We start from the raw sequence: 19,669 nt of genomic DNA, 5'->3' as shown, positions 1-19,669 counted from the left end.
ATAGATTGATTGTTTCGTCTGGAGCAAGTGGAATTTTTCATATGTTACGTCGCGGGTTTCGCATTTTTCGGGATGTTTCGATCATGGGTCGTAGCGGTTGCATTTTGTCGCAGTCTTCAACGGGCCGTCCGGCTGGCTTGAAAATCGCGATGAAAGCCTATAATTTAGAATTATTCTAAATTGGAGTTCTCGATGCTGCGCCGCCTCATGCCGTCGTCCCGCCGGCCGTTTTCATCCCTGTCGGAGGAAGAAATCCTCGCCCTTGCCATCGCTTCGGAAGAGGAGGATGCGCGCATCTATCTCGGCTATGCGGATGGTCTGCGGGGCCAATATCCGGCCTCGGCGAAGGTTTTCGAGGACATGGCCGAGGTCGAGCACACCCATAAGAACATGCTGATCGAGATGTTCCGGCAGCGTTTCGGCGAGCGCATTCCGCTGATCCGCCGCGAGCATGTGCAGGGTTTTTATGCACGCAAGCCGGAATGGTTGCGCAAGAACCTGCCGCTGGAGACGGCGCGGGAGCAGGCCAAGGCGATGGAGCAACAGGCGGCCCGCTTCTATCGCGAGGCGACGCAATGCGTCTCCGATGCCTCGACGCGCAAGCTGCTCGGCGATCTGGCGCTGGCGGAAGAGGGGCATGAGGACATCGCCCGCATGCTGACCGAGCGCAACGTGACGGAAGAGGCGCGCGGCGAGGAGAACGAGACGGCGCGCCGTCAGTTCATCCTCACCTATGTGCAGCCGGGGCTGGCGGGGCTCATGGACGGTTCGGTCTCGACGCTGGCGCCGATCTTTGCCGCGGCGTTTGCCACCGGTGACACATGGTCCACCTTCCTGATCGGCCTGTCGGCCTCGGTCGGCGCCGGTATTTCGATGGGCTTTACGGAAGCCGCCCATGACGACGGCAAGATTTCCGGTCGCGGCTCGCCTTTGAAGCGTGGTCTGGCTTCGGGCATCATGACGGCGGTCGGCGGCCTCGGTCACGCGCTGCCCTATCTGATCCCGCATTTCTGGACCGCGACGATCGTCGCTGCCATCGTCGTCTTCTTCGAACTGTGGGCGATCGCCTTCATCCAGAACCGTTATATGGAAACGCCGTTCATGCGCGCCGTCTTCCAGGTCGTCTTCGGCGGCTCGCTGGTTCTGGCAGCCGGCATCTTCATCGGCAATGCCTGACGTCTGGGCCTGAAGTCTGGGCCTCAAGCCTGGCCCCAAGATCTGAGACCTGGATCCGGGCTCGACCGGTGTTCCATCCGGGAGCGGCTCAGGCCGGCTCCCGGCCTTCCGCTTCGAGCGGCGCGGACAGGGTGAAGACCGCGCCGTCGTCGTTATAAAGGTCCGACTGGCCACCGAGCTGGCGCACGAAGCTGCTGATCAGCCGTGTCCCCATGCCGGTGCCGCGTTGATCTTCCGCGCTGCCCGATACGGCATCCGGCCCCGGCCCGTTGTCGCGGATCGTCAGTTTCAACGCGCTGTCTTCTTCCGTCAGGCGAACGGAAAGCTTGCCATCGTCGCGGCCGGTAAAGGCGTATTTGAAGGCGTTGGACACCACCTCGTTGATTATCATGCCGAGCGGCAGGGCGAGATCCCTGTCGAGCGAGATCGGCTGGATATCGAGGTCCAGCGTCACCGGCATGTCGTAGCCGGACGCGATATCGGTGATCAGCCGCTCCGCATAGGGGGCCACTTCGACCACTTCGAACTGGTCGTTGTTGTAGATCTGCTCGTGCACCGCGATCATTGCGCCGATGCGCCGCGCCATGTCGTCGCGCACTTCCTGCGGCAGGCGCTGCAGGCGCACCAGTGCCAGCACCGCCTGCAGGTTGTTCTTCACCCGATGGTGGATTTCGCGCAGCAGAAAATGGTTGCGCTCGACCGCCTGTTCCAGCTCCTCGTTGCGCGCTGCGGTGCGGTAGAGAAGGCCGTAGATCCAGATCGAGGCGGCGACCAGGATCGCCATCAGTGGCACGACCAGCAGTGCATCGGAAAACAGGTTGCGCCAGAACTGGTCGAGCACTTCCTGCCGTTCGATTGCCGCAAGCGAGATCAAAGGCCAGCCGGGCACCTTGTAGAAGCCGACGACGCGGGCCATGCCGTCGATCTGGGAGACGGGATTGTGGTGGAAGCCGCTGTTCTTGTCATGCGTCAGCGGAAACCATTCGGTCGTCGACAGGTTGATCTGCTGATGGGTCGCCGGGCGGCGGGCGAGCAGCCAGCCATCGCTGCGCATCACCGAGATCGTCGAATTCGGCCCGAAGTCGAGCGAGGCCCAGAACCGGTCGAGCGTATCGTTGGGAATGGCGATCGCCGCGACACCGAGGAAATCCGGGCCGCTGGAAATCCGTCTTGCGACGATGAAGGACGGCGTGCGGCTGCCGCCATTGTCGATCAGCCGGCTGAAGGTCAGCTGCTCTCCGTCACGCAATCGCTGGAAATAGGAGTGCTCCGCGTGGTTGGGCAGGGCGGTGTCCGCGGCGCTGGCAAAGCGGGTCTGCCCATCCTGATCAAGAAGCGCGTACTGGAAACCGGCCGGCAGTTCGCCGACGGCGCGCTCCATGTCGGTGATCAGTTCGGCCGAGGAATCGATCGGCCGGCCGCCGATGGCGGCTTCGACGCGCTGGAGCGCCAGATCGCTGGCCTCCATCATCCATTCCAGATGGGCGGAAACGACCTGCGCCGAGGACAGCGCGCGGGCTTCACCCTCCCTCAGCGCATTGTTGTAATTCTCGTAGACGGTGAGCGCCCCGACGCTGAGGACGGCCGCGATCAGGACGCCGGCAAGCCAGAGTGGCAGGGACGGTCGGGTGCTTGCATGCGAGGGCAGCAGGCTTTTCAGTCGATCGTCACGCACGGTGTGCTCCGGTCGGGGGAGGCGTTCCCATAAAACCCTCCGGCATCAGGCAGATGGATTGAAATAGGGAGGCATTTCCCGAAAGAGTAGATACGCAAACCCGCCTCTGCAAGCAGGGCGGGTTTTATGATTAACGTCCGGTAGTTTTAGCGCAGTGCACCGACCAGGAGATCGCGACCGTTTTCGATCGTCACCCATCGGCCCGTGTTGAAGCTCGCCTGACGTTTGAGGAACGTATAGGGCGTCTCGTACCAGGCGAGAACCTCGCTTTCGAGGTTGTCCAGAATGAAATCGCCGTCGGCGGTGCGCAGCGTCAGCACGGCATGGCCTTCGCCGTCCGGCTTGCGCACGACGGTGATCAGCAGATCGGAGAGCGCAAAGCCGAGTTCGGCCAGTTCCTTGCGCTTCTGCAGGGCAAAGTCTTCGCAATCGGCAAAGACGGTCGGATAGGTCCAGTATTCCTCGACGCCATAGGCCTCGATATCGGTCTTGGCGATATAGCGGGCGTTGACGGCGCTGTTGACGGCGCGCACGGCTTCCCATGCCTGGGCATTGAGGCGCACGGCCGGTGCGGACCGGCTCTTGACGGTGCATTCGGCCGGCAGACGCTGGCAGAAGTCGTAATGGCCGATCGGCTGCGAGGTCACGGCGCCGGTCACCATCGATACGGCTGCCTGCGGCGCCGGAATGGCGACGCTCACAGGCGCAAGCACACCGATAAGGATCACGGCGGCATGCCGTGCCATCTGGGCTAATGTCATCTACCCGTCCCTTTGAAGTCCTAACAAAAAGTTAAGAGGTGAAGGGCAGGTAAGTCAATTGTTCAGGTTTTGTTAAGATGCCGTCTTTTCGAATATGGTTAAGACTGCGGCTTTTGGGTCTCAGCGTGATTTCTCATCATTGAGAACGAGGGCCTGTGCCGCAGCCTCCATCTTTTGGAGGTCCTGCGGTCGCGACAGGCGGTGATCGCCGTCGCGGATCAGCGTCATCACCACATCGTCCGCCGGCAGGAATTCGACGAGTTTCAGCGCGTGTGCGTAAGGCACGTCCGGGTCGGCCATGCCCTGCAGGATGTGAACGGGGCAGCCCGTCTCTATGATGTCCTTCATGACGCGGTTCTTCGCGCCGTCCTCCATCAGCGCCCGCGTGTAGATGTTCGGCTCCGGGCTGTATTCGGACAGTTCCTCGAAAAAGCCGCGTTCGGCAAGCGACTGGCGCTCCGTGTCGGTGAGGTTGGGTTCGATCAGTTCGCTGGTGAAATCCGGGGCAGGTGCGATCAAGAGCATGCCGGCGACCGTCGCGCCGTTCGGACGGCCCTTCAGTTCCTGCACGAGGCGCAGCGCGATCCAGCCGCCCATCGACGAGCCGACGAGGACGACGCGGCGCGTCTCGAGCGCCGCTATGACGGCCAGCGCCTCTTCCAGCCAGCGCGAAATCGTGCCGTCGCGGAATTCGCCGCCGGAGGCGCCGTGGCCGGAATAGTCGAAGCGGATGCATTCGGAGCTGAGCTTTTCGGCAAGTTCATCGAGCGCGATCGCCTTGGTGCCGGTCATGTCGGAACGGTAGCCGCCGAGCCAGACGAGTGCGGGCCGCGCGGCTTCGCCGGTATCTGGGCGGTGGAGGATGGCGATCTCGCGCGCCTCCGTGCCTGATCCGACGGCGATGGTTCTAGGCGTCGGGGCGGTTGCTTTCGTCATCTGTTCACTCCTGCTTTTGCGCCGAGCTATAAAGCAGATTTAAACCGGTTGTCAGGTGGTGATCTTTTCGCGCCGGTATGCTATTGACTTCTATCCGGCAATGACGACATTCCGCTCGGCCCTGGGCCGAGTGGCGAAAAAGCCGTTGCCCACGGTCTTAAACTATCTAGGAGAATACGACCATTCGCAGACCATTCAAAGCCGATGCCCCCGTCAAGGAAGGCCCGCGCTCAAACCGGGAAATTCGCGTTCCCAAGGTCCAGCTTATCGATGCCGAAGGCGTGAATCTCGGTGCAGTACCCACCGACCAGGCCCTCAAGATGGCCGAGGAAGCAGGACTGGACCTCGTAGAAATCTCGCCGAACAATGATCCGCCGGTGTGCAAGATCCTTGACCTCGGCAAGCTGAAATACGCGAACCAGAAGAAGGCATCCGAAGCGCGCAAGAAGCAGAAGGTTGTCGAAGTCAAAGAAATCAAGATGCGCCCCAACATCGACACGCATGACTATGACGTGAAGATGAAGGCGATGAACCGTTTCTTTGAAGAAGGCGACAAGGTGAAGGTGACGCTGAAGTTCCGCGGCCGCGAAATGGCCCACCAGGAACTCGGCATGAAGCTTCTTCTTCAGGTCAAGGAAGACACGCTCGAAATCGCCAAGGTCGAGGCCGAGCCGAAGCTCGAAGGCCGTCAGATGATGATGGTACTGGCGCCGAAATAAGCGCCAGTCCTCTTCCGCCTAAGTGGCGGTTCAGCCGGCATCCTGCCGGTTTTCCGATCGAGGAAATCCCCCATTGCGCTTTTGACCGGCTGCGGTTATAAGCGCGCGTCCGAACGGTCCGGCAGGGCATGCCGTGGCCGTTCCAAATGCTTGAAGTCGACCTCTTCAGTCGGCTTCGATACAAAACGGAGTAGCAAAATGCCCAAGATGAAGACGAAATCGGCTGCCAAGAAGCGGTTCAAGGTAACCGCCACCGGTAAGGTCGTTGCAGCTGCCGCTGGCAAGCGCCACGGCATGATCAAGCGTTCCAACAAGTTCATCCGCGATGCACGCGGCACGATGATCCTCGCTGAGCCGGATGGCAAGAAGGTTATCAAGAACTACCTGCCCAACGGTCTCTGAGACTTTTACGGCTTTTTGGAACAGTTAAGGAGATCATGACATGGCACGCGTAAAACGTGGCGTAACTTCCCGCGCCAAGCACACCAAGACCCTCAAGGCAGCCAAGGGCTTCTACGGCCGCCGCAAGAATACGATCCGCGCCGCCAAGGCAGCCGTCGATCGTTCGCGTCAGTTCGCCACCCGCGACCGTCGCGTCAAGAAGCGCAACTTCCGCGCTCTGTGGATCCAGCGTATCAACGCTGCCGTCCGCGAATCCGGCCTGACCTACGGCCGCTTCATCGACGGCCTCAACAAGGCTGGCATCGAAGTCGACCGCAAGGTTCTGTCCGACATGGCAATCCATGAGCCGGCGACATTCGGCGCGCTGGTTGAAGCTTCCAAGAAGGCACTTGCCTATCTGAAGAAGACCGGCACTGCCAACGAGTTTGAAAGCGCGGTCAAGTAACCAGCGCTTCCCAGGCTTTTGAGCTTTACTGATTTTGGGAAACCCGCGCTGGTTCGAGCTGGCGCGGGTTTTTCTTTTGCTCGTCATACCGTCGCAATAGCTTGTCTCTCCGAGCATAACGGAAGAAACCATGTCCGATCTGGAAAACCTGAAAACCACGCTTCTGGCGGAAATCGCAGCCGCCTCCGATGAAGCGGCGATCGAAGCCGTCCGCGTCAATGCCATGGGCAAGAAGGGCTCCGTTTCCGAGCTTCTGAAGACGCTGGGCGCCATGTCGCCGGAAGAGCGCCAGACCCGCGGTGCCGCGATCAACGCTTTGAAGAACGAGATCACCGAGGCGATCACCACCCGCAAGACCGTCTTGAAGGACGCTGCGATCGACGCGCGCCTGAAGGCCGAGACGCTCGACGTGTCGCTGCCGGTTCGCTCGTCGCCTGCCGAGCGCGGCCGCATCCATCCGATCAGCCAGATCGTCGACGAAATCACCGCCGTCTTCGCCGACATGGGCTTCTCGATTGCCGAAGGCCCGGATGTCGAGACCGACTATTACAATTTCACCGCGCTGAACTTCCCCGAAGGCCACCCGGCCCGCGAGATGCACGACACCTTCTTCTTCCAGGCAGACGAAAAGGGCGAGCGCAAGGTTCTGCGCACCCACACGTCGCCGGTTCAGGTGCGCACGATGGAAGCGCAGGATCCGCCGATCCGCATCGTCATTCCGGGCAAGACCTATCGCCAGGACAGTGACGCGACGCACTCGCCGATGTTCCATCAGGTCGAGGGCCTCGTCATCGACAAGAAGGCGAATGTCGCCAACATGCGCTGGGTTCTGGAAGAGTTCTGCAAGACCTTCTTCGAAGTGCCGTCGGTGACGATGCGCTTCCGCCCGTCCTTCTTCCCGTTCACCGAGCCGTCCTTCGAGGTCGACATCCAGTGCGACCGCTCCGGCCCGATCGTCAAGTTCGGCGAAGGCACCGACTGGATGGAAATCCTCGGCTGCGGCATGGTGCATCCGAACGTGCTGCGCTCCGGCGGGCTGGACCCGGACGAGTATCAGGGCTTTGCCTGGGGCATGGGGCTGGACCGCATCGCCATGCTGAAATACGGCATGCCGGACCTGCGCGACTTCTTCAACGCCGATGTCCGCTGGATGAACCACTACGGCTTCCGCCCGCTCGACATGCCGACGCTGTTCGGCGGTTTGAGCAGCTAAAGGGATGCCGACGCTGCTCATCTGGCACGGCTACAAATTCCGGTTCTACGCCCTTGATGTCGGAGAGCCGCCTCATGTCCATATCGTCAAGGACGGCAAGTCCCTGAAGCTCTGGCTGAAGAATTTGGAGGTGGCCCATAACAAGGGCTATAGTGAGCAGGAAATCGGCAGGCTGCTGGAAGTGGCCGCGCAACACCGTGATCAATGGATAGGCGCTTGGGATGAGTTCTTTGGTCTTTGAAACCGACGAAATGCGACCCGTTCGGGCTTGGTGTGCTGGCGGCGAGGTTCACGTCGCGCTCGTCGACGGCCGGGCCATCTCAGCTCCTCTCTGGTGGTATCCCTTTTTGTCCGAGCTTAATGATGCCGAACTGAATGACATCGAGCTGATGTATGAAGGAATCTGGTGGACTGCCATCGATGAAGGAATTTCAGTCAAGAGCATGTTTCTAGGCATAAAGGCACCAGGTGCCAAAGCCCCGGAAAAGGCCGCCTGACATATGGAGAGTTTGTCGGCAAATGTTGCCTTGATCATCAGCGGAATGGCACTTGCCATATCCGCTATCACTGCTTGGTTGACGTTCTTCCGACGGGGCAAGCTTATGATGACACGGCCTAGCCTTATCTTCTTTGGCTACGATAATTCCCCTGGGAGGCCAGACCCTAAGATCTTCTTGCGCGGGCTTCTTTTTTCTACGTCAAAAAGAGGTCAGTTGATTGAAAATCTCTACGTCAGGCTAAGTCGCGGCGAAGCCATACAAAACTTCTCTGCGTGGTTTCATGGTGAGTCGAAAAACTTGTCCGTAGGTGGTGGATTGTTTGTCGGGCAAGATGGTGTGGTGACCAACCATCATTTTGTTCTGGCCCCGGATCAGACAAACTTCACTTTTCAATCTGGTAGCCATGAGCTTCAAGTATTTGGCAATATCGTCGGGACCAGCCGGACGGTGTTGCTCTTCGATACCAAGCTAGATGTTTCGGAAGATCAGGCTCAAGCGCTACGAAATTTAGAAACTGGCCTGCACTTCAATTGGGGGCCGGAATCCAAACGCTACTACGCCCACATAGACAAACGGCCCGAGCGCCTTTCGCAAGGTGATCTGTTGGCATTGGTAACGCCGTCCGAAATTGCGGACGCCGGTAAGAAAGTCTTAAAATGAAATTCACGCTTTCCTGGCTCAAGGATCATCTTGAGACCGACGCCACCCTCGACCAGATCTGCGAGCGCCTGACGGCGATCGGCCTCGAAGTCGAGGATGTCGATGACAAGGCGGCCTACAAGCCCTTCGTCATCGCAAAGATCCTGACGGCCGAACAGCATCCCGAGGCTGACCGCCTCAGGGTTCTTTCCGTCGATGCCGGCCCGGGCGTCAACGGCGGCAAGCCACTGCAGATCGTTTGCGGTGCGCCGAATGCCCGCGCCGGCCTCGTCGGCGCGCTGGCGCGTCCGGGTGACTACGTTCCCGGCCTCGACGTGACGCTAGGCGTCGGCAAGATCCGCGGTGTCGAAAGCCACGGCATGATGTGCTCCGAAAAGGAGCTCAACATGTCGGACGAGCATAACGGCATCATCGACCTGCCCGAAAACGCGCCGGTCGGCACATCCTTCGCGGCTTACGCCGGTCTCGACGATCCGATGATCGAGATCAACCTGACGCCGAACCGCCCGGACTGCACCTCGATTTACGGCATCGCCCGCGATCTCGCGGCCTCCGGTCTCGGCACGCTGAAGGTTCCGGTTGAACCGGCGCTGAAGCTCGAAGGCGAAACCACGGTCGGCCTGACGATCGATCTCGACGACGAAAAGCTGTGCCCCGGCTTCGGCCTGCGCCTCGTGCGCGGTGTGAAGAACGGCCCGAGCCCGGCCTGGATGCAGACGCGCCTCAAGGCGATCGGCCTTCGTCCGATCAACGCGCTGGTCGATATCACCAACTACATGACCTTCGACCAGGGCCGCCCGATGCACGTCTTCGACGCTGCCAAGGTCATGGGCGATCTGACCGTCCGCCGCGCCAGCGAAGGCGAAACGGTTCTTGCGCTCGATACCCACGAATACAGGCTTGGGCCGAATAACGTGGTCATCGCCGACGACAACGGCGTCGAGTCGATCGGCGGCATCATGGGCGGCGAACATTCCGGCTGCGACGAGAACACCGTCGATGTGCTGATCGAGAGCGCGCTGTGGGACCCGATCAACATCGCGAAATCCGGCCGCACGCTGGGCATCATCACCGATGCACGCTACCGTTTCGAACGCGGCGTCGACCCGGAATACATGGTTCCGGGTCTCGACCTCACGACGCAGCTGGTGCTCGACCTCTGCGGCGGCGTGGCCGCGAAGGAGAAGATCGTCGGTTACAAGGGCTATGAGGCCAAGGCCGTCGAGTTTCCGTTTGCGGAAGTGAAGCGCCTGACCGGCTTGGAAATCTCGGCCGACGAAAGCCGCGAGATCCTCGGCCGCCTCGGCTTCACCGTCGAAGGCCAAGGGGGAGGGACGGGCGAGACGGTTTCCGTCAAGGTGCCCTCGTGGCGCCCGGACGTCGACGGCAAGGCCGATCTCGTCGAAGAGGTCATGCGTATCCACGGCGTCGATCAGATCAAGCCGGTACCGCTCGAAAGGCTCTCGGCCGTCAATAGCCGCATCCTGACGACGCTGCAGATCCGCACCCGCACGGCCAAGCGTGCGCTGGCATCACGCGGCATGCTGGAAGCCGTCACCTGGTCGTTCATTCCGGAAGACCAGGCAAAACTCTTCGGCGGCGGTTCGGCTTCGCTCAAGCTCGCCAATCCGATCGCGGCCGACATGTCGGACATGCGTCCGTCGCTTCTGCCCGGCCTTTTGACCGCTGCCCAGCGCAATGCGGACAAGGGCTTTGGCGATGTGGCGATCTTCGAAGTGTCGGGCACCTATGAAAACGACACGCCGGAAGGCCAGCGCCGCGTCGCCGGCGGCATCCGTCGCGGCACCGCCTCGATCAATGGCGCCGGACGGATGTGGTCGAATGCAACGAAGGGCGGCGGCAAGCCGGTCGACGTTTATGACGCCAAGGCCGATGCGCTGGCCGTGATCGAAGCCTGCGGCCTGCCGATGGGCAATGTCCAGATCGAGCAGGGCGGTCCCGCCTGGTATCATCCGGGCCGTTCCGGCACGATCAAGATGGGCCCGAAGGTGGTGCTTGGGCATTTCGGCGAATTCCATCCGAAGACGCTGGGCGCGCTCGACGTGTCCGGCGCGCTGTGCGGCTTCGAGATCTATCTCGACGCCATGCCCGAGCCGAAGAAGAAGGCGACCCGCACCAAGCCGGGCCTCGAGCTTTCGCCCTTCCAGGCGGTCAAGCGCGACTTCGCCTTCGTCGTGGCTTCACGGGTGGAAGCCGGCGCGATCATCAAGGCGGCGGTAAGCGCCGACCGCAAGCTGATCGCCGGCGTCAATGTCTTCGACGTGTTCGAGGGCGCGTCGCTCGGCGAGGGCAGGAAGTCGGTGGCGATCGAGGTTCTCATCCAGCCGGTCGACAAGACCCTGACGGACGAGGATTTCGAAGCGCTGACAGGCAAGGTTGTCGCCAATGTCGAGAAGGTGACGGGCGGCGTGCTGCGCGCCTGATTTTCGGGTGGTGTAAGTTCCGGCGACAAATTAGCCTGCTCCCATTGGGGCAGGCTTTTTGTTGGGAGCGAGGATGCGCAAACCGGGATCGATGAAGGGGCTTGAGGAGTTGGGCCGGGTGCGGCTGTCGGAGAATTTCTTCTTCCGGGATTTTCTCCATTCCGAAATCGCCAGTTTTTATGGCATTGCCAACATCCCTGATGAGCCCGACATCGCCATAGAGGCGGGAAGGCATCTCTGCGAGGAACTGCTGGAGCCGCTGCAGGCGACGTTCGGCCGGCTGCATATCCGCTCCTCCTACCGGTCGCCCGCCGTCAACGACTTCGGCAACAGGAACAAGCTCAACTGCGCATCGAACGCCGCCAATGCCGCCGGTCATATCTGGGACCTGCGCGATGCCGAGGGCTGTATCGGTGCCACGGCCTGCATCGTCATTCCATGGGTGGCGGACAGGTTTACCGGGGACGGCGACTGGCGCAGGCTGGCGTGGTGGGTTCACGACAACCTGCCCTATTCGGCGCTCGAATTCTTTCCCAAGCTCTGGGCTGTCAATGTCAGCTGGCACGAGCGGCCGGCGCGGGTCATTTCCAGCTATGCCGAGCCGCGCGGCATTCTCACCAGACCGGGCATGGCCAACCATGAAGGCAGCCATGCCGAATGGTATGAGGGATTTCCGCAGCTTTCGCGCTGAGAGCGGTTCCAGAAAAGTGCGAAGCGGTCTTGCGTCCGGAACGGTGTCAAATCAAAGAGCCGGGGCAATCTTGCCGTTCGAAGAAAAGCGCAATTGCCCCAATATCGGTATCAGGCGCCGGCCTCGTTCAGGAGTGCCATCTGTGCGTCGGTGAGGGCCAGCCTGCCGGCGGCGATCATGGCATCGAGCTGTCTGAGGCTCGTGGCCGATGCGATCGGGGCGGTGATGCCCGGACGTGCGGCAACCCAGGCGATGGCGATGGTGGCGAGCGTCTCGCCGGTCTCGGCGGCGACCTGATCGAGTGCTGCGAGAACCTTCGTGCCGCGGTTGTTGAGGTAGTCCGGGATGCGGTATCCGCGGGCACTGCCGGCAGCATCCTCCGGCTTGCGGTACTTGCCGGTGAGGAAGCCGGCGGCCAGCGCATAATAGCTGATCACGCCGATATCCTCCGCGATGCAGAGATCGGCGAGAGCACCCTCGAATTTGCCGCGGGTGTAGAGATTGTATTCCGGCTGCAGCACATCGTAACGCGGCAGGCCGCTCTTGTCTGCGACTTCAAGCGCGGCTTTCAGCTGTTCGGCGCTGTAGTTGGAGCAGCCGATGGCGCGGATCTTGCCCTGATCCTTGAGCTTGGCATAGGCGGCAAGCGTCTCTTCATGCGGCGTGTCGTCGTCGGGGAAATGCGACAGGTAGAGATCGATATACTCGGTCTGCAGGCGCTTCAGCGAGTTCTCGACGGCCTCCATGATCCAGCCGGCCTTGAGCTTGCGGTCGTCCATCGACGGATGGCCGACCTTGGTGACGATGATTGCCTTGTCGCGGGCAATCGTGCCGCGTTTCAGCCATCTGCCGATCACCGCCTCGCTCTCGCCGCCTTGATGGCCGTCGACCCATTTCGAATAGACGTCGGCCGTATCGATCGTGTCGAAGCCGGCATCGAAGAAGCGGTCGAGCAGGTCGAAGGAGGTTTTCTCGTCGGCGGTCCAGCCGAACACGTTGCCGCCGAAGACGACGGGGGCGATGGAAAGTCCGGTGCGGCCAAGCTTGCGCTTCTCCATGGTGGTCTCCCGATATTCTTGATTGTTCGCTGATGGATGATGCGGAGGGAGCGGCAAGGTTAGACCCCGAAAGGTCTGCGCCGCAATCCACTAAGTTGAGCGCATGGTCGCTTTTTCAAGGATGCCGACACTTGGCCCTGCACTTGCTCCGGAACTCGACCCAGAACTTGGCCCAGCACTTGGCCCAGAACTTGGCATTGAAGCCCTTCTCCTATCACCCTAAGCTTTGGGGAACAAAAACTTCAGGGAGAGTGCGATGCTGCGGTTCGGAATTCTGTCGACGGCGAAGATTGCAAGGGATGCCGTGATGCCGGCGATCCAGGATGCCGAGAATGCGGTGATCACGGCGGTGGCGAGCCGTGATCTGTCCAAGGCGCGGGCGCTGGCCGACCGGTTCGGTGTGCCGCATGCCTTCGGAACCTATGAGGGCATGCTGGCCTCCGACGTGATCGATGCGGTCTATATTCCGCTGCCGACCAGCCAGCATGTCGAATGGGCGATCAAGGCGGCCGATGCCGGCAAGCATGTGCTGGTGGAAAAGCCGCTGGCGCTGAAGGCCGCCGACCTCGATGCGCTCATTGAGGCGCGCGATCGTAATGGCGTCGTCGTGTCGGAAGCCTTCATGGTCACCTATGCGCCGGTCTGGCATAAGGTGCGCGAACTCCTGGCCGAAGGGGCGATCGGCGAGCTGAAGCATGTGCAGGGCGCTTTCAGCTATTTCAACCGCGATGCGGCGAACATGCGCAACATTCCCGAACTCGGCGGCGGCGCGCTGCCCGATATCGGCTGCTATCCGACGATCGCCACCCGCTTTGCGACCGGTGCCGAGCCGCAGCGCGTGCAGGCCGTGGTGCGGCGCGACCCGGATTTCGGCACCGACATCTATGCCAGCGTGAAGGCGGATTTTGGCGGCTTCGAACTGAGCTTCTACATCTCCACCCAGATGGCCAATCGTCAGGTCATGGTCTTCCACGGGACGGAAGGCTTCATCGAGGTGAAGTCGCCCTTCAATGCCGATCGCTACGGCGCCGAGGAAATCGAACTGACCAACCAGAAGCACACTGTCTCGCAGATCCTGCGCTTCCAGGACAGCCGGCAGTACCGCAGGCAGACGGAGGCATTTGCGGCCGCTGTTGCAGGTGAGGCGGCGGAGATCGTCACGCTCGAAAGCTCGGTCAGCAACCAGCGTTTTCTGGATGCGGTCTACCGCGCCGGCGAACATGACGGCTGGGAAAAGGTCTGACGTCAGTTCTTGTGGCGGAAGACGAAGCGCGAATAGCCGAAGAAGCTGTAGACCGTTGCAGCCGCCGAGGCGAAGACGATCGCCACGGCGGGCTGGATCGGCGCACGGGCAATCAGCAGCGAATAGATCGCATAATTGATCAGCGCGGAGGTGATGCCGACTGTCCAGTAGCGAAAGCCTTCGACCGCCAGCGAATGCGGCGAGGGGTCGAAGGTGCGGTTGCGGTTGACGAACCAGGTGAAGCTCATCGCGGCCATGATCGCGGGGATACGCGACAGGAACGGTCCGACCGGAGTGTAGGTCAAAAGGACGTGGTTGACGCCGACATCGATCAGGAAACCGATGCCGCCGGCAAACATGAACCAGAAGATCCGCTTCATGCCACGCTCTGCTTCTTGTCCATCTCGCCCCTGGTGTCCGTGGCGTCCATGACGGTGTTGCCGCTTGCGGCCGCGATGGGCGCAGCGTCCCGGAGCGGCAGGCTCATATAGTGGATACGCAGCTGCTCGGCTCTGGCGCGCGAGACCGAATCGAGGATCAGGCCGGCGGTGAACATCAGCGACGACAGCACCATCAGCACCAGCGAGAACACCCAGGTCGGCATGCGGTCGACGAGGCCGGTCTGGAAATAGGCGATGAGAACCGGCGTCATGAAGACGAGGCTTGTCGCCATGAAGCCTGCGCTGATCGCGCCGAAAAAGGCGAAGGGCCGCGTTTCCTTCATCAGCATGGCGAACATCCAGAGGATCTTCGCGCCGTCCTTGAAGGTGGAGAGCTTTGAGTGCGAGCCTTCCGGCCGACGGCCGTAATCGAGCTCGATCTCGAAGACCGGCAGTTTCAGCCGCGAGGCATGCACCGACATTTCCGTCTCGATCTCGAAACCGGCGGACACCGCCGGGAAGCTTTTGACGAAACGGCGGGAAAAGGCGCGGTAGCCGGAAAAGATATCGGTAAAATCGCGGCCGAAAATGGCGCGGTAGAGGATGTTGAACAACCGGTTGCCGGCGGCATGGCCGTTGCGGCCGGCATCGTCATGCACGCCGCGGCGCGTGCCGACCACCATGTCGGCGCGTTCGGTCAGAAGCGTGCGGATCAGCTCCTCGGAATCCTTCGGCGAATAGGTGCCGTCGCCATCGGCCATGATGTAGATGTCGGCTTCGATATCGGCGAACATGCGGCGCACCACATGGCCCTTGCCCTGGCGGCGCTCGCGCATCACCTCGGCGCCCGCCAGCATCGCTTTCAGCGCCGTGCCGTCAGTGGAATTGTTGTCATAGACATAGATGCGCGCATCCGGCAGCGCGGCGCGGAAATCGCGCACCACCGCCTCGATCGTCGACGCCTCGTTATAGCAGGGAAGCAGGACGGCAATCGCAAGATTGCTGCCAAGGGCGCCGGCATTGCCGGCGGTCCTGATGCCCGAACTGACACCCGTTTGGGCTTCGATCATGATTTTCACTCGATACACGGAAAACCAGCACAGATGCTTTCTGCCTGTCCGCTTTACTATTTCTTGGGAAGGTTAAGTTTAGGTTGCCGGCTCTCCAGTCTCACGGAAGTAATCTTGGATGACCGATCAGCCGGCACGACAGACATTCGCGCAAGCCAGCGCCCCGGCCACGCTTCCAAGGTTCTCGCGGCTTCTGCCGGCGGCCACGGCCTACTGGGGTGCGACGGTGATCGCCATGGCGCTCATATTCCTGCCGAACGCGAAAGATTTCATCGGGCCGGACAATGACGACGTGATGCGTCTCGTAGAGGTGCGCGACTGGCTTTCCGGCCAGGGCTGGTTCGATCTCATGCAGTATCGGCTGGGGCTGGATGGCGGCACGCTGATGCACTGGTCGCGCTTCATCGACGCGCCGATCGGCGGGCTGATCCGCCTTTTCTCGACCGTCATGCCGATGGAAATGGCAGAGAACCTGGCGGCGACCGTGTGGCCGCTGCTGCTCTGCTGGCCGCTTCTGTTTTTCGTCGGCCTTGCCGGACGCAAGCTCGGTGGACCACGGGTGATGCATATCGCGCTCGGGCTCGGCGCGTTGTTTGCCTTCAGCTGCGGCAAGTTTCGACCCGGTGCGATCGACCATCACAATGTCCAGCTGATGCTTGCGATTGCGATCGCGGCGCTGCTGGCTGATCGCCAGATGGGCGACGGGAAGGTGGGCAATGGGAAGGGCAATGCACGCGACCATGCGCTTGCAGGCCTTGCCTGCGCCTTCGCGATTGCGGTGGGGGCCGAAACCGTGCCCTTTGTCGCCACCGCCTGCGCCTGCGTCGCCCTGCGCTGGATCTGGCAGGGCAGCGCCTTTGCGCCAGCTGCACGCGCCTTCGGCTTGTCCCTGGCGCTGTCGATCAGCGCGGCCTTCTTCGCCACCGTACCGCCTTATAGCTACTCGGTCGTCACCTGTGACAACCTCTCGCTCGGCTTCTACGCATTGTCGGCCCTGGGCGGCGCGGGTCTCTTCGGTCTTGCCTGCCTGCCGGTGCGGTCGGGGCTGGGTGTCCGGGTTACGGGAGCGGTGCTGCTGGCGGGTGTCGTCGGCCTTGCGGCTGTCGTCATCGCGCCGCAATGCCTTGCCAGTCCGCTCGCCGGTCTTGATCCGCTGCTTGTGGAAATGTGGCTGAGAGCCGTGACGGAAGCGCGGTCGGTGACCGAGCAGATCCGCATCGAGCCTTATTCGGCCGGTGGCTTTTATGCGGTCGGGCTGGGCGCGATCATCATTTGCATGGTGCGTATTCTGCGCCGCGAGAAGCGCGGCATCCACCTGCTTTTCCTGATGCTTCTCGTATCGACCTGGGGCGTGTCGCTGATCCAGGTGCGCGGTACGTTCTTTGCCAGCCTGATGAGCATTGCGCCCGTTGCGCTGCTGATTGCCCAGTTGCAGATGAAGGTCAGGGAAAAGCCGAACAGCGTGCCGCTGGCGGCTGCCTTTGCGGCGGTCTCGCTTGCGGCGGTTCCGGCGGTCTGGGCCGTGGGCGGGGCCGCTTGGGAGGCAGGCCTTTCTTCTGTCAGTGCCGATGCACTGTCGACGACCGGTCCGAACGATCCGGGTGAGTGCGGCAACGATGCGGACATGGCTGCCTTGCGGACGTTGCCGCCCGGTACCGTCGCTTCGCCATCCAACAGTGGTGCCGAAATCCTGCGCTTCACCAGCCATCGCGCCCTTGCGGCGCCTTATCACCGCAATCAGGGCGGCATGCTGACGGAACTGCATATCGGCATGGCGATGCCGGCAGAGGCTCTGGCCTTCCTGAAAGGGGCAAAGGTCACGGTTCTTGCTTACTGCAAGACAGACCCGCAGACGGCGGATATCATCAAGGTGAAGCCGGACGGGCTTTATGCAGCGCTTGGCCGGGGTGAAATTCCGCCTTATCTCTCACCCGTGGAGAACGAAGGAAAGTTCCGCCTTTTTACGGTCAATCCGTAACGCTGCTGGCAAGTGCAGGGCGCAGACGGGATCAGGCGTGGCGAAAGCTCTCGATCAGCGTCATGGCGGCCACGAGGTTGATGAGGCCGAAATTATAGCCGAGGATAGCGATCAGAAGATCGGTCGGTGAGGTCGCCCCGAACGCGGCAGCTGCGAGAAACGCAACGGGAATGAGGAACGCCGCCGCGAGAATGGATGCGACGTTGCGGGTCATGCCGGCCAGAAAGCCGATGAATGTTGCCGTCAGAAAAAGCACAGCCGATCTCCTTCCTTGTGCGCTGGAGATCTCTTACCCTGTGACCGTCTAAGAAAGGCTCAAACAACATGCCTAACGACGGATCAAGGTTTACGCCTTTGATCGTCCGAACGCATTGAGGACTTAGGGACCATTTTGTTTTCGGACCTAAGTCCAAATCCTCCTAGAGCCGAACGTCCCACCGCCGGCATAGTTCCATTATGGCATTAAAGAGGCTTCTAAACAATGCGGCAGTTTCGCCGATCCTATCGCTCGCATGCAGCGGTTTTTGGGCCGTCCACATCAAAGCGCCGGCGACTGGATGAAATCCGCCCGGCAATCGGTTAGAACTTTTGCATGAGCAGCATGTTCGAGAGCGATACACAGAGCAACCTGACCGAATTTTCGGTGTCGGAGCTTTCCGGTTCGATCAAGCGAACCGTCGAGAACGCCTTCGATCATGTGAGGGTTCGGGGCGAGATTTCCGGCTATCGCGGCCCGCATTCTTCAGGTCATGCCTATTTTTCGTTGAAGGATGATCGCGCCCGTATCGACGCCGTGGTTTGGAAGGGGACGTTTTCGCGGCTTAAATTCAGGCCGGAAGAGGGAATGGAAGTGATCGCCACCGGCAAGGTGACGACCTTCCCCGGATCTTCCAAGTACCAGATCGTTATCGAAAACCTCGAACCTGCCGGTGCCGGTGCACTGATGGCGCTGCTTGAGGAGCGTCGCCGCAAGCTTGCGGCCGAGGGCCTGTTCGACCGCGAGCGCAAGCGTCCGCTTCCATACCTTCCTCGCGTCATCGGTGTCGTCACCTCGCCGACAGGAGCCGTCATCCGCGACATCCTGCACCGCATCACCGACCGCTTTCCGGTCCATGTCGTCGTCTGGCCGGTCAAGGTGCAGGGCGAGGGGTCGGGCGAGGAGGTGGCCGCCGCAATCCGTGGCTTCAACGCGGTCGCGCCGGGCGATGCAATGCCGCGGCCTGATGTGCTGATCGTTGCACGGGGCGGTGGCAGCCTTGAGGACCTGTGGAGTTTCAACGACGAGATCGTCGTGCGGGCCGCGGCCGAAAGCCAGATCCCGCTGATTTCCGCGGTTGGTCACGAAACCGACTGGACGCTGATCGACCACGCTGCCGATGTCCGCGCGCCGACGCCGACGGGGGCCGCCGAAATGGCGGTGCCGGTCAAGGCCGATCTCGATGCGCAACTTGCCAATCTTGCGGCCCGCCTGCGCGGCAGCGCCTCGCGCCAGATGGAGCATCGACGCCAGTCTTTGCGCGCACTCGTGCGCGCGCTGCCTTCGCTCGACCAGTTGCTGGCGCTGCCGCGCCGCCGTTTCGACGAGGCGGCGGGCGGGCTTGGTCGCGGGCTGGAGCGCACGACGATCGTCAAGCGGCGGGCCTTCGAGCGCGCCTCCTCCGGCCTGCGGCTGGAGCTTCTGACCAATCGGCTTGGCCAGCAGAGACAGGCACTGTCGGACCGAATGTTGCGTGCCGACCGCTGCCTGGAGCGTCAGGTGCTGAGCGAGAAAGGCAGGGTTTCGAGACTGGATGCCTCGCTGAAGGCGCTGCCGGCGCGCCTGACGGGGCATTTGCAACGCGAAAGCCAGCATGTGGCGGCCCTGATGCGGCAGGCCGACAGCGCTGTCAGTCACGCCCTGTCGCGCAACCGCTCGGCGGTTGCCGCGCAGGATCGCGTGTTGCAGTCGCTCTCCTACAAGAATGTGTTGAAACGCGGTTATGCGGTCGTGCGCGATGGCGAGAACCGGCCGCTGACGCGGGCGGTATCTGTTGCCGATGGGATGGCGCTGTCGATCGAGTTCGCCGATGGTCGTGTTGCGGCGGTGGCCGGCGAGGGCGGTGGTCCGGCTGGCGGATCGTCAGGCGTGAATTCGGGTGGGACCCCAAGTGGGCCTTCGGGTGGGACTTCGGGCGGGAGTTCAGGCGGCGAGCCGCGCACTCCGGCGGAAGCCGGGTCTGTCGTCGCCGCTGCTCCAGCACCCGCTGCCGTGAAGCGGAAGGCGCCGAAGCCTGAGGTCGTGGCCGAGCCGCCGAAGCAGGGCAGCCTTTTCTGATGGC

20 protein-coding genes are annotated in these 19,669 nt (G+C 61.6%); 13 read left to right on the top strand and 7 right to left on the bottom strand.

Annotated elements, in window-relative coordinates; all coding sequences use genetic code 11:
• Window positions 1-192 precede the first annotated feature (192 nt).
• Entirely contained in the window at window positions 193-1,176 is a 984-nt protein-coding gene (mbfA, locus tag AC0JZ4_RS04280) for an iron exporter MbfA (RefSeq protein WP_471885205.1), read from the top strand.
• Window positions 1,177-1,264: 88 nt separating this feature from the next.
• On the opposite strand, the gene AC0JZ4_RS04275 is transcribed toward mbfA, so the two are convergent.
• The 3 genes from AC0JZ4_RS04275 to AC0JZ4_RS04265 all read right to left on the bottom strand — a co-directional run bounded on the left by AC0JZ4_RS04275 (window position 1,265) and on the right by AC0JZ4_RS04265 (window position 4,548).
• On the bottom strand, window positions 1,265-2,851 hold the full coding sequence (locus tag AC0JZ4_RS04275; protein ID WP_471885204.1) for a sensor histidine kinase: 1,587 nt from the start codon (window positions 2,849-2,851) through the stop codon (window positions 1,265-1,267).
• A 146-nt stretch (window positions 2,852-2,997) separates the two neighbouring features.
• A complete protein-coding gene (locus AC0JZ4_RS04270; protein ID WP_471885203.1) occupies window positions 2,998-3,612 on the bottom strand; it encodes a transglutaminase-like cysteine peptidase in 615 nt (204 codons plus the stop codon).
• Between the two features lie 120 nt (window positions 3,613-3,732).
• Window positions 3,733-4,548, bottom strand: a complete 816-nt coding sequence (locus AC0JZ4_RS04265; RefSeq protein WP_471885202.1) for an alpha/beta hydrolase — start codon at window positions 4,546-4,548, stop codon at window positions 3,733-3,735.
• A gap of 182 nt (window positions 4,549-4,730) precedes the next feature.
• Here AC0JZ4_RS04265 and infC point away from each other — a divergent pair, with 182 nt between their 5' ends.
• The 9 genes from infC to AC0JZ4_RS04220 all read left to right on the top strand — a co-directional run bounded on the left by infC (window position 4,731) and on the right by AC0JZ4_RS04220 (window position 11,622).
• A complete protein-coding gene (infC, locus tag AC0JZ4_RS04260; protein WP_471887778.1) occupies window positions 4,731-5,267 on the top strand; it encodes a translation initiation factor IF-3 in 537 nt (178 codons plus the stop codon).
• 198 nt (window positions 5,268-5,465) lie between these two features.
• The gene (rpmI, locus tag AC0JZ4_RS04255; RefSeq protein ID WP_046793986.1) at window positions 5,466-5,669 is read left to right on the top strand and encodes a 50S ribosomal protein L35; all 204 of its coding nucleotides are present in this window, start codon (window positions 5,466-5,468) and stop codon (window positions 5,667-5,669) included.
• A gap of 40 nt (window positions 5,670-5,709) precedes the next feature.
• On the top strand, window positions 5,710-6,114 hold the full coding sequence (gene rplT / locus AC0JZ4_RS04250) for a 50S ribosomal protein L20 (RefSeq protein WP_471885201.1): 405 nt from the start codon (window positions 5,710-5,712) through the stop codon (window positions 6,112-6,114).
• A gap of 130 nt (window positions 6,115-6,244) precedes the next feature.
• The gene (pheS, locus tag AC0JZ4_RS04245) at window positions 6,245-7,327 is read left to right on the top strand and encodes a phenylalanine--tRNA ligase subunit alpha (RefSeq protein WP_471885200.1); all 1,083 of its coding nucleotides are present in this window, start codon (window positions 6,245-6,247) and stop codon (window positions 7,325-7,327) included.
• A 4-nt stretch (window positions 7,328-7,331) separates the two neighbouring features.
• A complete protein-coding gene (locus AC0JZ4_RS04240; protein WP_471885199.1) occupies window positions 7,332-7,568 on the top strand; it encodes a DUF4160 domain-containing protein in 237 nt (78 codons plus the stop codon).
• A complete protein-coding gene (locus tag AC0JZ4_RS04235; protein ID WP_471885198.1) occupies window positions 7,549-7,824 on the top strand; it encodes a DUF2442 domain-containing protein in 276 nt (91 codons plus the stop codon). The genes AC0JZ4_RS04240 and AC0JZ4_RS04235 overlap by 20 nt, the downstream gene beginning before the upstream one ends.
• Window positions 7,825-7,827: 3 nt before the next feature.
• Window positions 7,828-8,487, top strand: coding sequence for a hypothetical protein (locus AC0JZ4_RS04230; RefSeq protein ID WP_471885197.1), 660 nt, complete (start codon window positions 7,828-7,830; stop codon window positions 8,485-8,487).
• Window positions 8,484-10,931: a phenylalanine--tRNA ligase subunit beta gene (pheT, locus tag AC0JZ4_RS04225; protein WP_471885196.1), complete on the top strand. Its 2,448-nt coding sequence runs from the start codon at window positions 8,484-8,486 to the stop codon at window positions 10,929-10,931. Before AC0JZ4_RS04230 ends, pheT begins: the two co-directional genes overlap by 4 nt.
• Window positions 10,932-11,004: 73 nt before the next feature.
• On the top strand, window positions 11,005-11,622 hold the full coding sequence (locus AC0JZ4_RS04220) for a hypothetical protein (protein ID WP_471885195.1): 618 nt from the start codon (window positions 11,005-11,007) through the stop codon (window positions 11,620-11,622).
• 110 nt (window positions 11,623-11,732) lie between these two features.
• Here AC0JZ4_RS04220 and AC0JZ4_RS04215 read toward each other — a convergent pair whose 3' ends face one another.
• Entirely contained in the window at window positions 11,733-12,680 is a 948-nt protein-coding gene (locus AC0JZ4_RS04215) for an aldo/keto reductase (RefSeq protein ID WP_471885194.1), read from the bottom strand.
• A 256-nt stretch (window positions 12,681-12,936) separates the two neighbouring features.
• On the opposite strand from AC0JZ4_RS04215, the gene AC0JZ4_RS04210 reads away from it, so the two are divergent.
• Window positions 12,937-13,923, top strand: a complete 987-nt coding sequence (locus AC0JZ4_RS04210; protein ID WP_471885193.1) for a Gfo/Idh/MocA family protein — start codon at window positions 12,937-12,939, stop codon at window positions 13,921-13,923.
• A 2-nt stretch (window positions 13,924-13,925) separates the two neighbouring features.
• Here the strand turns inward: AC0JZ4_RS04210 and AC0JZ4_RS04205 are convergent, their stop codons facing one another.
• Complete coding sequence (locus AC0JZ4_RS04205; protein ID WP_471885192.1) at window positions 13,926-14,303, bottom strand: GtrA family protein; 378 nt, start codon at window positions 14,301-14,303, stop codon at window positions 13,926-13,928.
• Window positions 14,300-15,373 (bottom strand): glycosyltransferase, encoded by a 1,074-nt coding sequence (locus AC0JZ4_RS04200; protein WP_471885191.1) that lies wholly within the window; start codon window positions 15,371-15,373, stop codon window positions 14,300-14,302. The genes AC0JZ4_RS04205 and AC0JZ4_RS04200 overlap by 4 nt, the downstream gene beginning before the upstream one ends.
• A 118-nt stretch (window positions 15,374-15,491) precedes the next feature.
• Here AC0JZ4_RS04200 and AC0JZ4_RS04195 point away from each other — a divergent pair, with 118 nt between their 5' ends.
• The gene (locus AC0JZ4_RS04195; protein WP_471885190.1) at window positions 15,492-17,351 is read left to right on the top strand and encodes a hypothetical protein; all 1,860 of its coding nucleotides are present in this window, start codon (window positions 15,492-15,494) and stop codon (window positions 17,349-17,351) included.
• Between the two features lie 31 nt (window positions 17,352-17,382).
• Here AC0JZ4_RS04195 and AC0JZ4_RS04190 read toward each other — a convergent pair whose 3' ends face one another.
• On the bottom strand, window positions 17,383-17,607 hold the full coding sequence (locus AC0JZ4_RS04190; protein WP_471885189.1) for a hypothetical protein: 225 nt from the start codon (window positions 17,605-17,607) through the stop codon (window positions 17,383-17,385).
• A 336-nt stretch (window positions 17,608-17,943) separates the two neighbouring features.
• On the opposite strand from AC0JZ4_RS04190, the gene xseA reads away from it, so the two are divergent.
• On the top strand, window positions 17,944-19,665 hold the full coding sequence (gene xseA, locus AC0JZ4_RS04185; protein WP_471885188.1) for an exodeoxyribonuclease VII large subunit: 1,722 nt from the start codon (window positions 17,944-17,946) through the stop codon (window positions 19,663-19,665).
• Window positions 19,666-19,669: the final 4 nt, after the last annotated feature.

The organism is [Rhizobium] kunmingense (assembly GCF_977018605.1).
The sequence above is the reverse complement of the archived record's forward strand: the minus strand, read 5'-3'. Positions and strand labels throughout refer to the sequence as shown.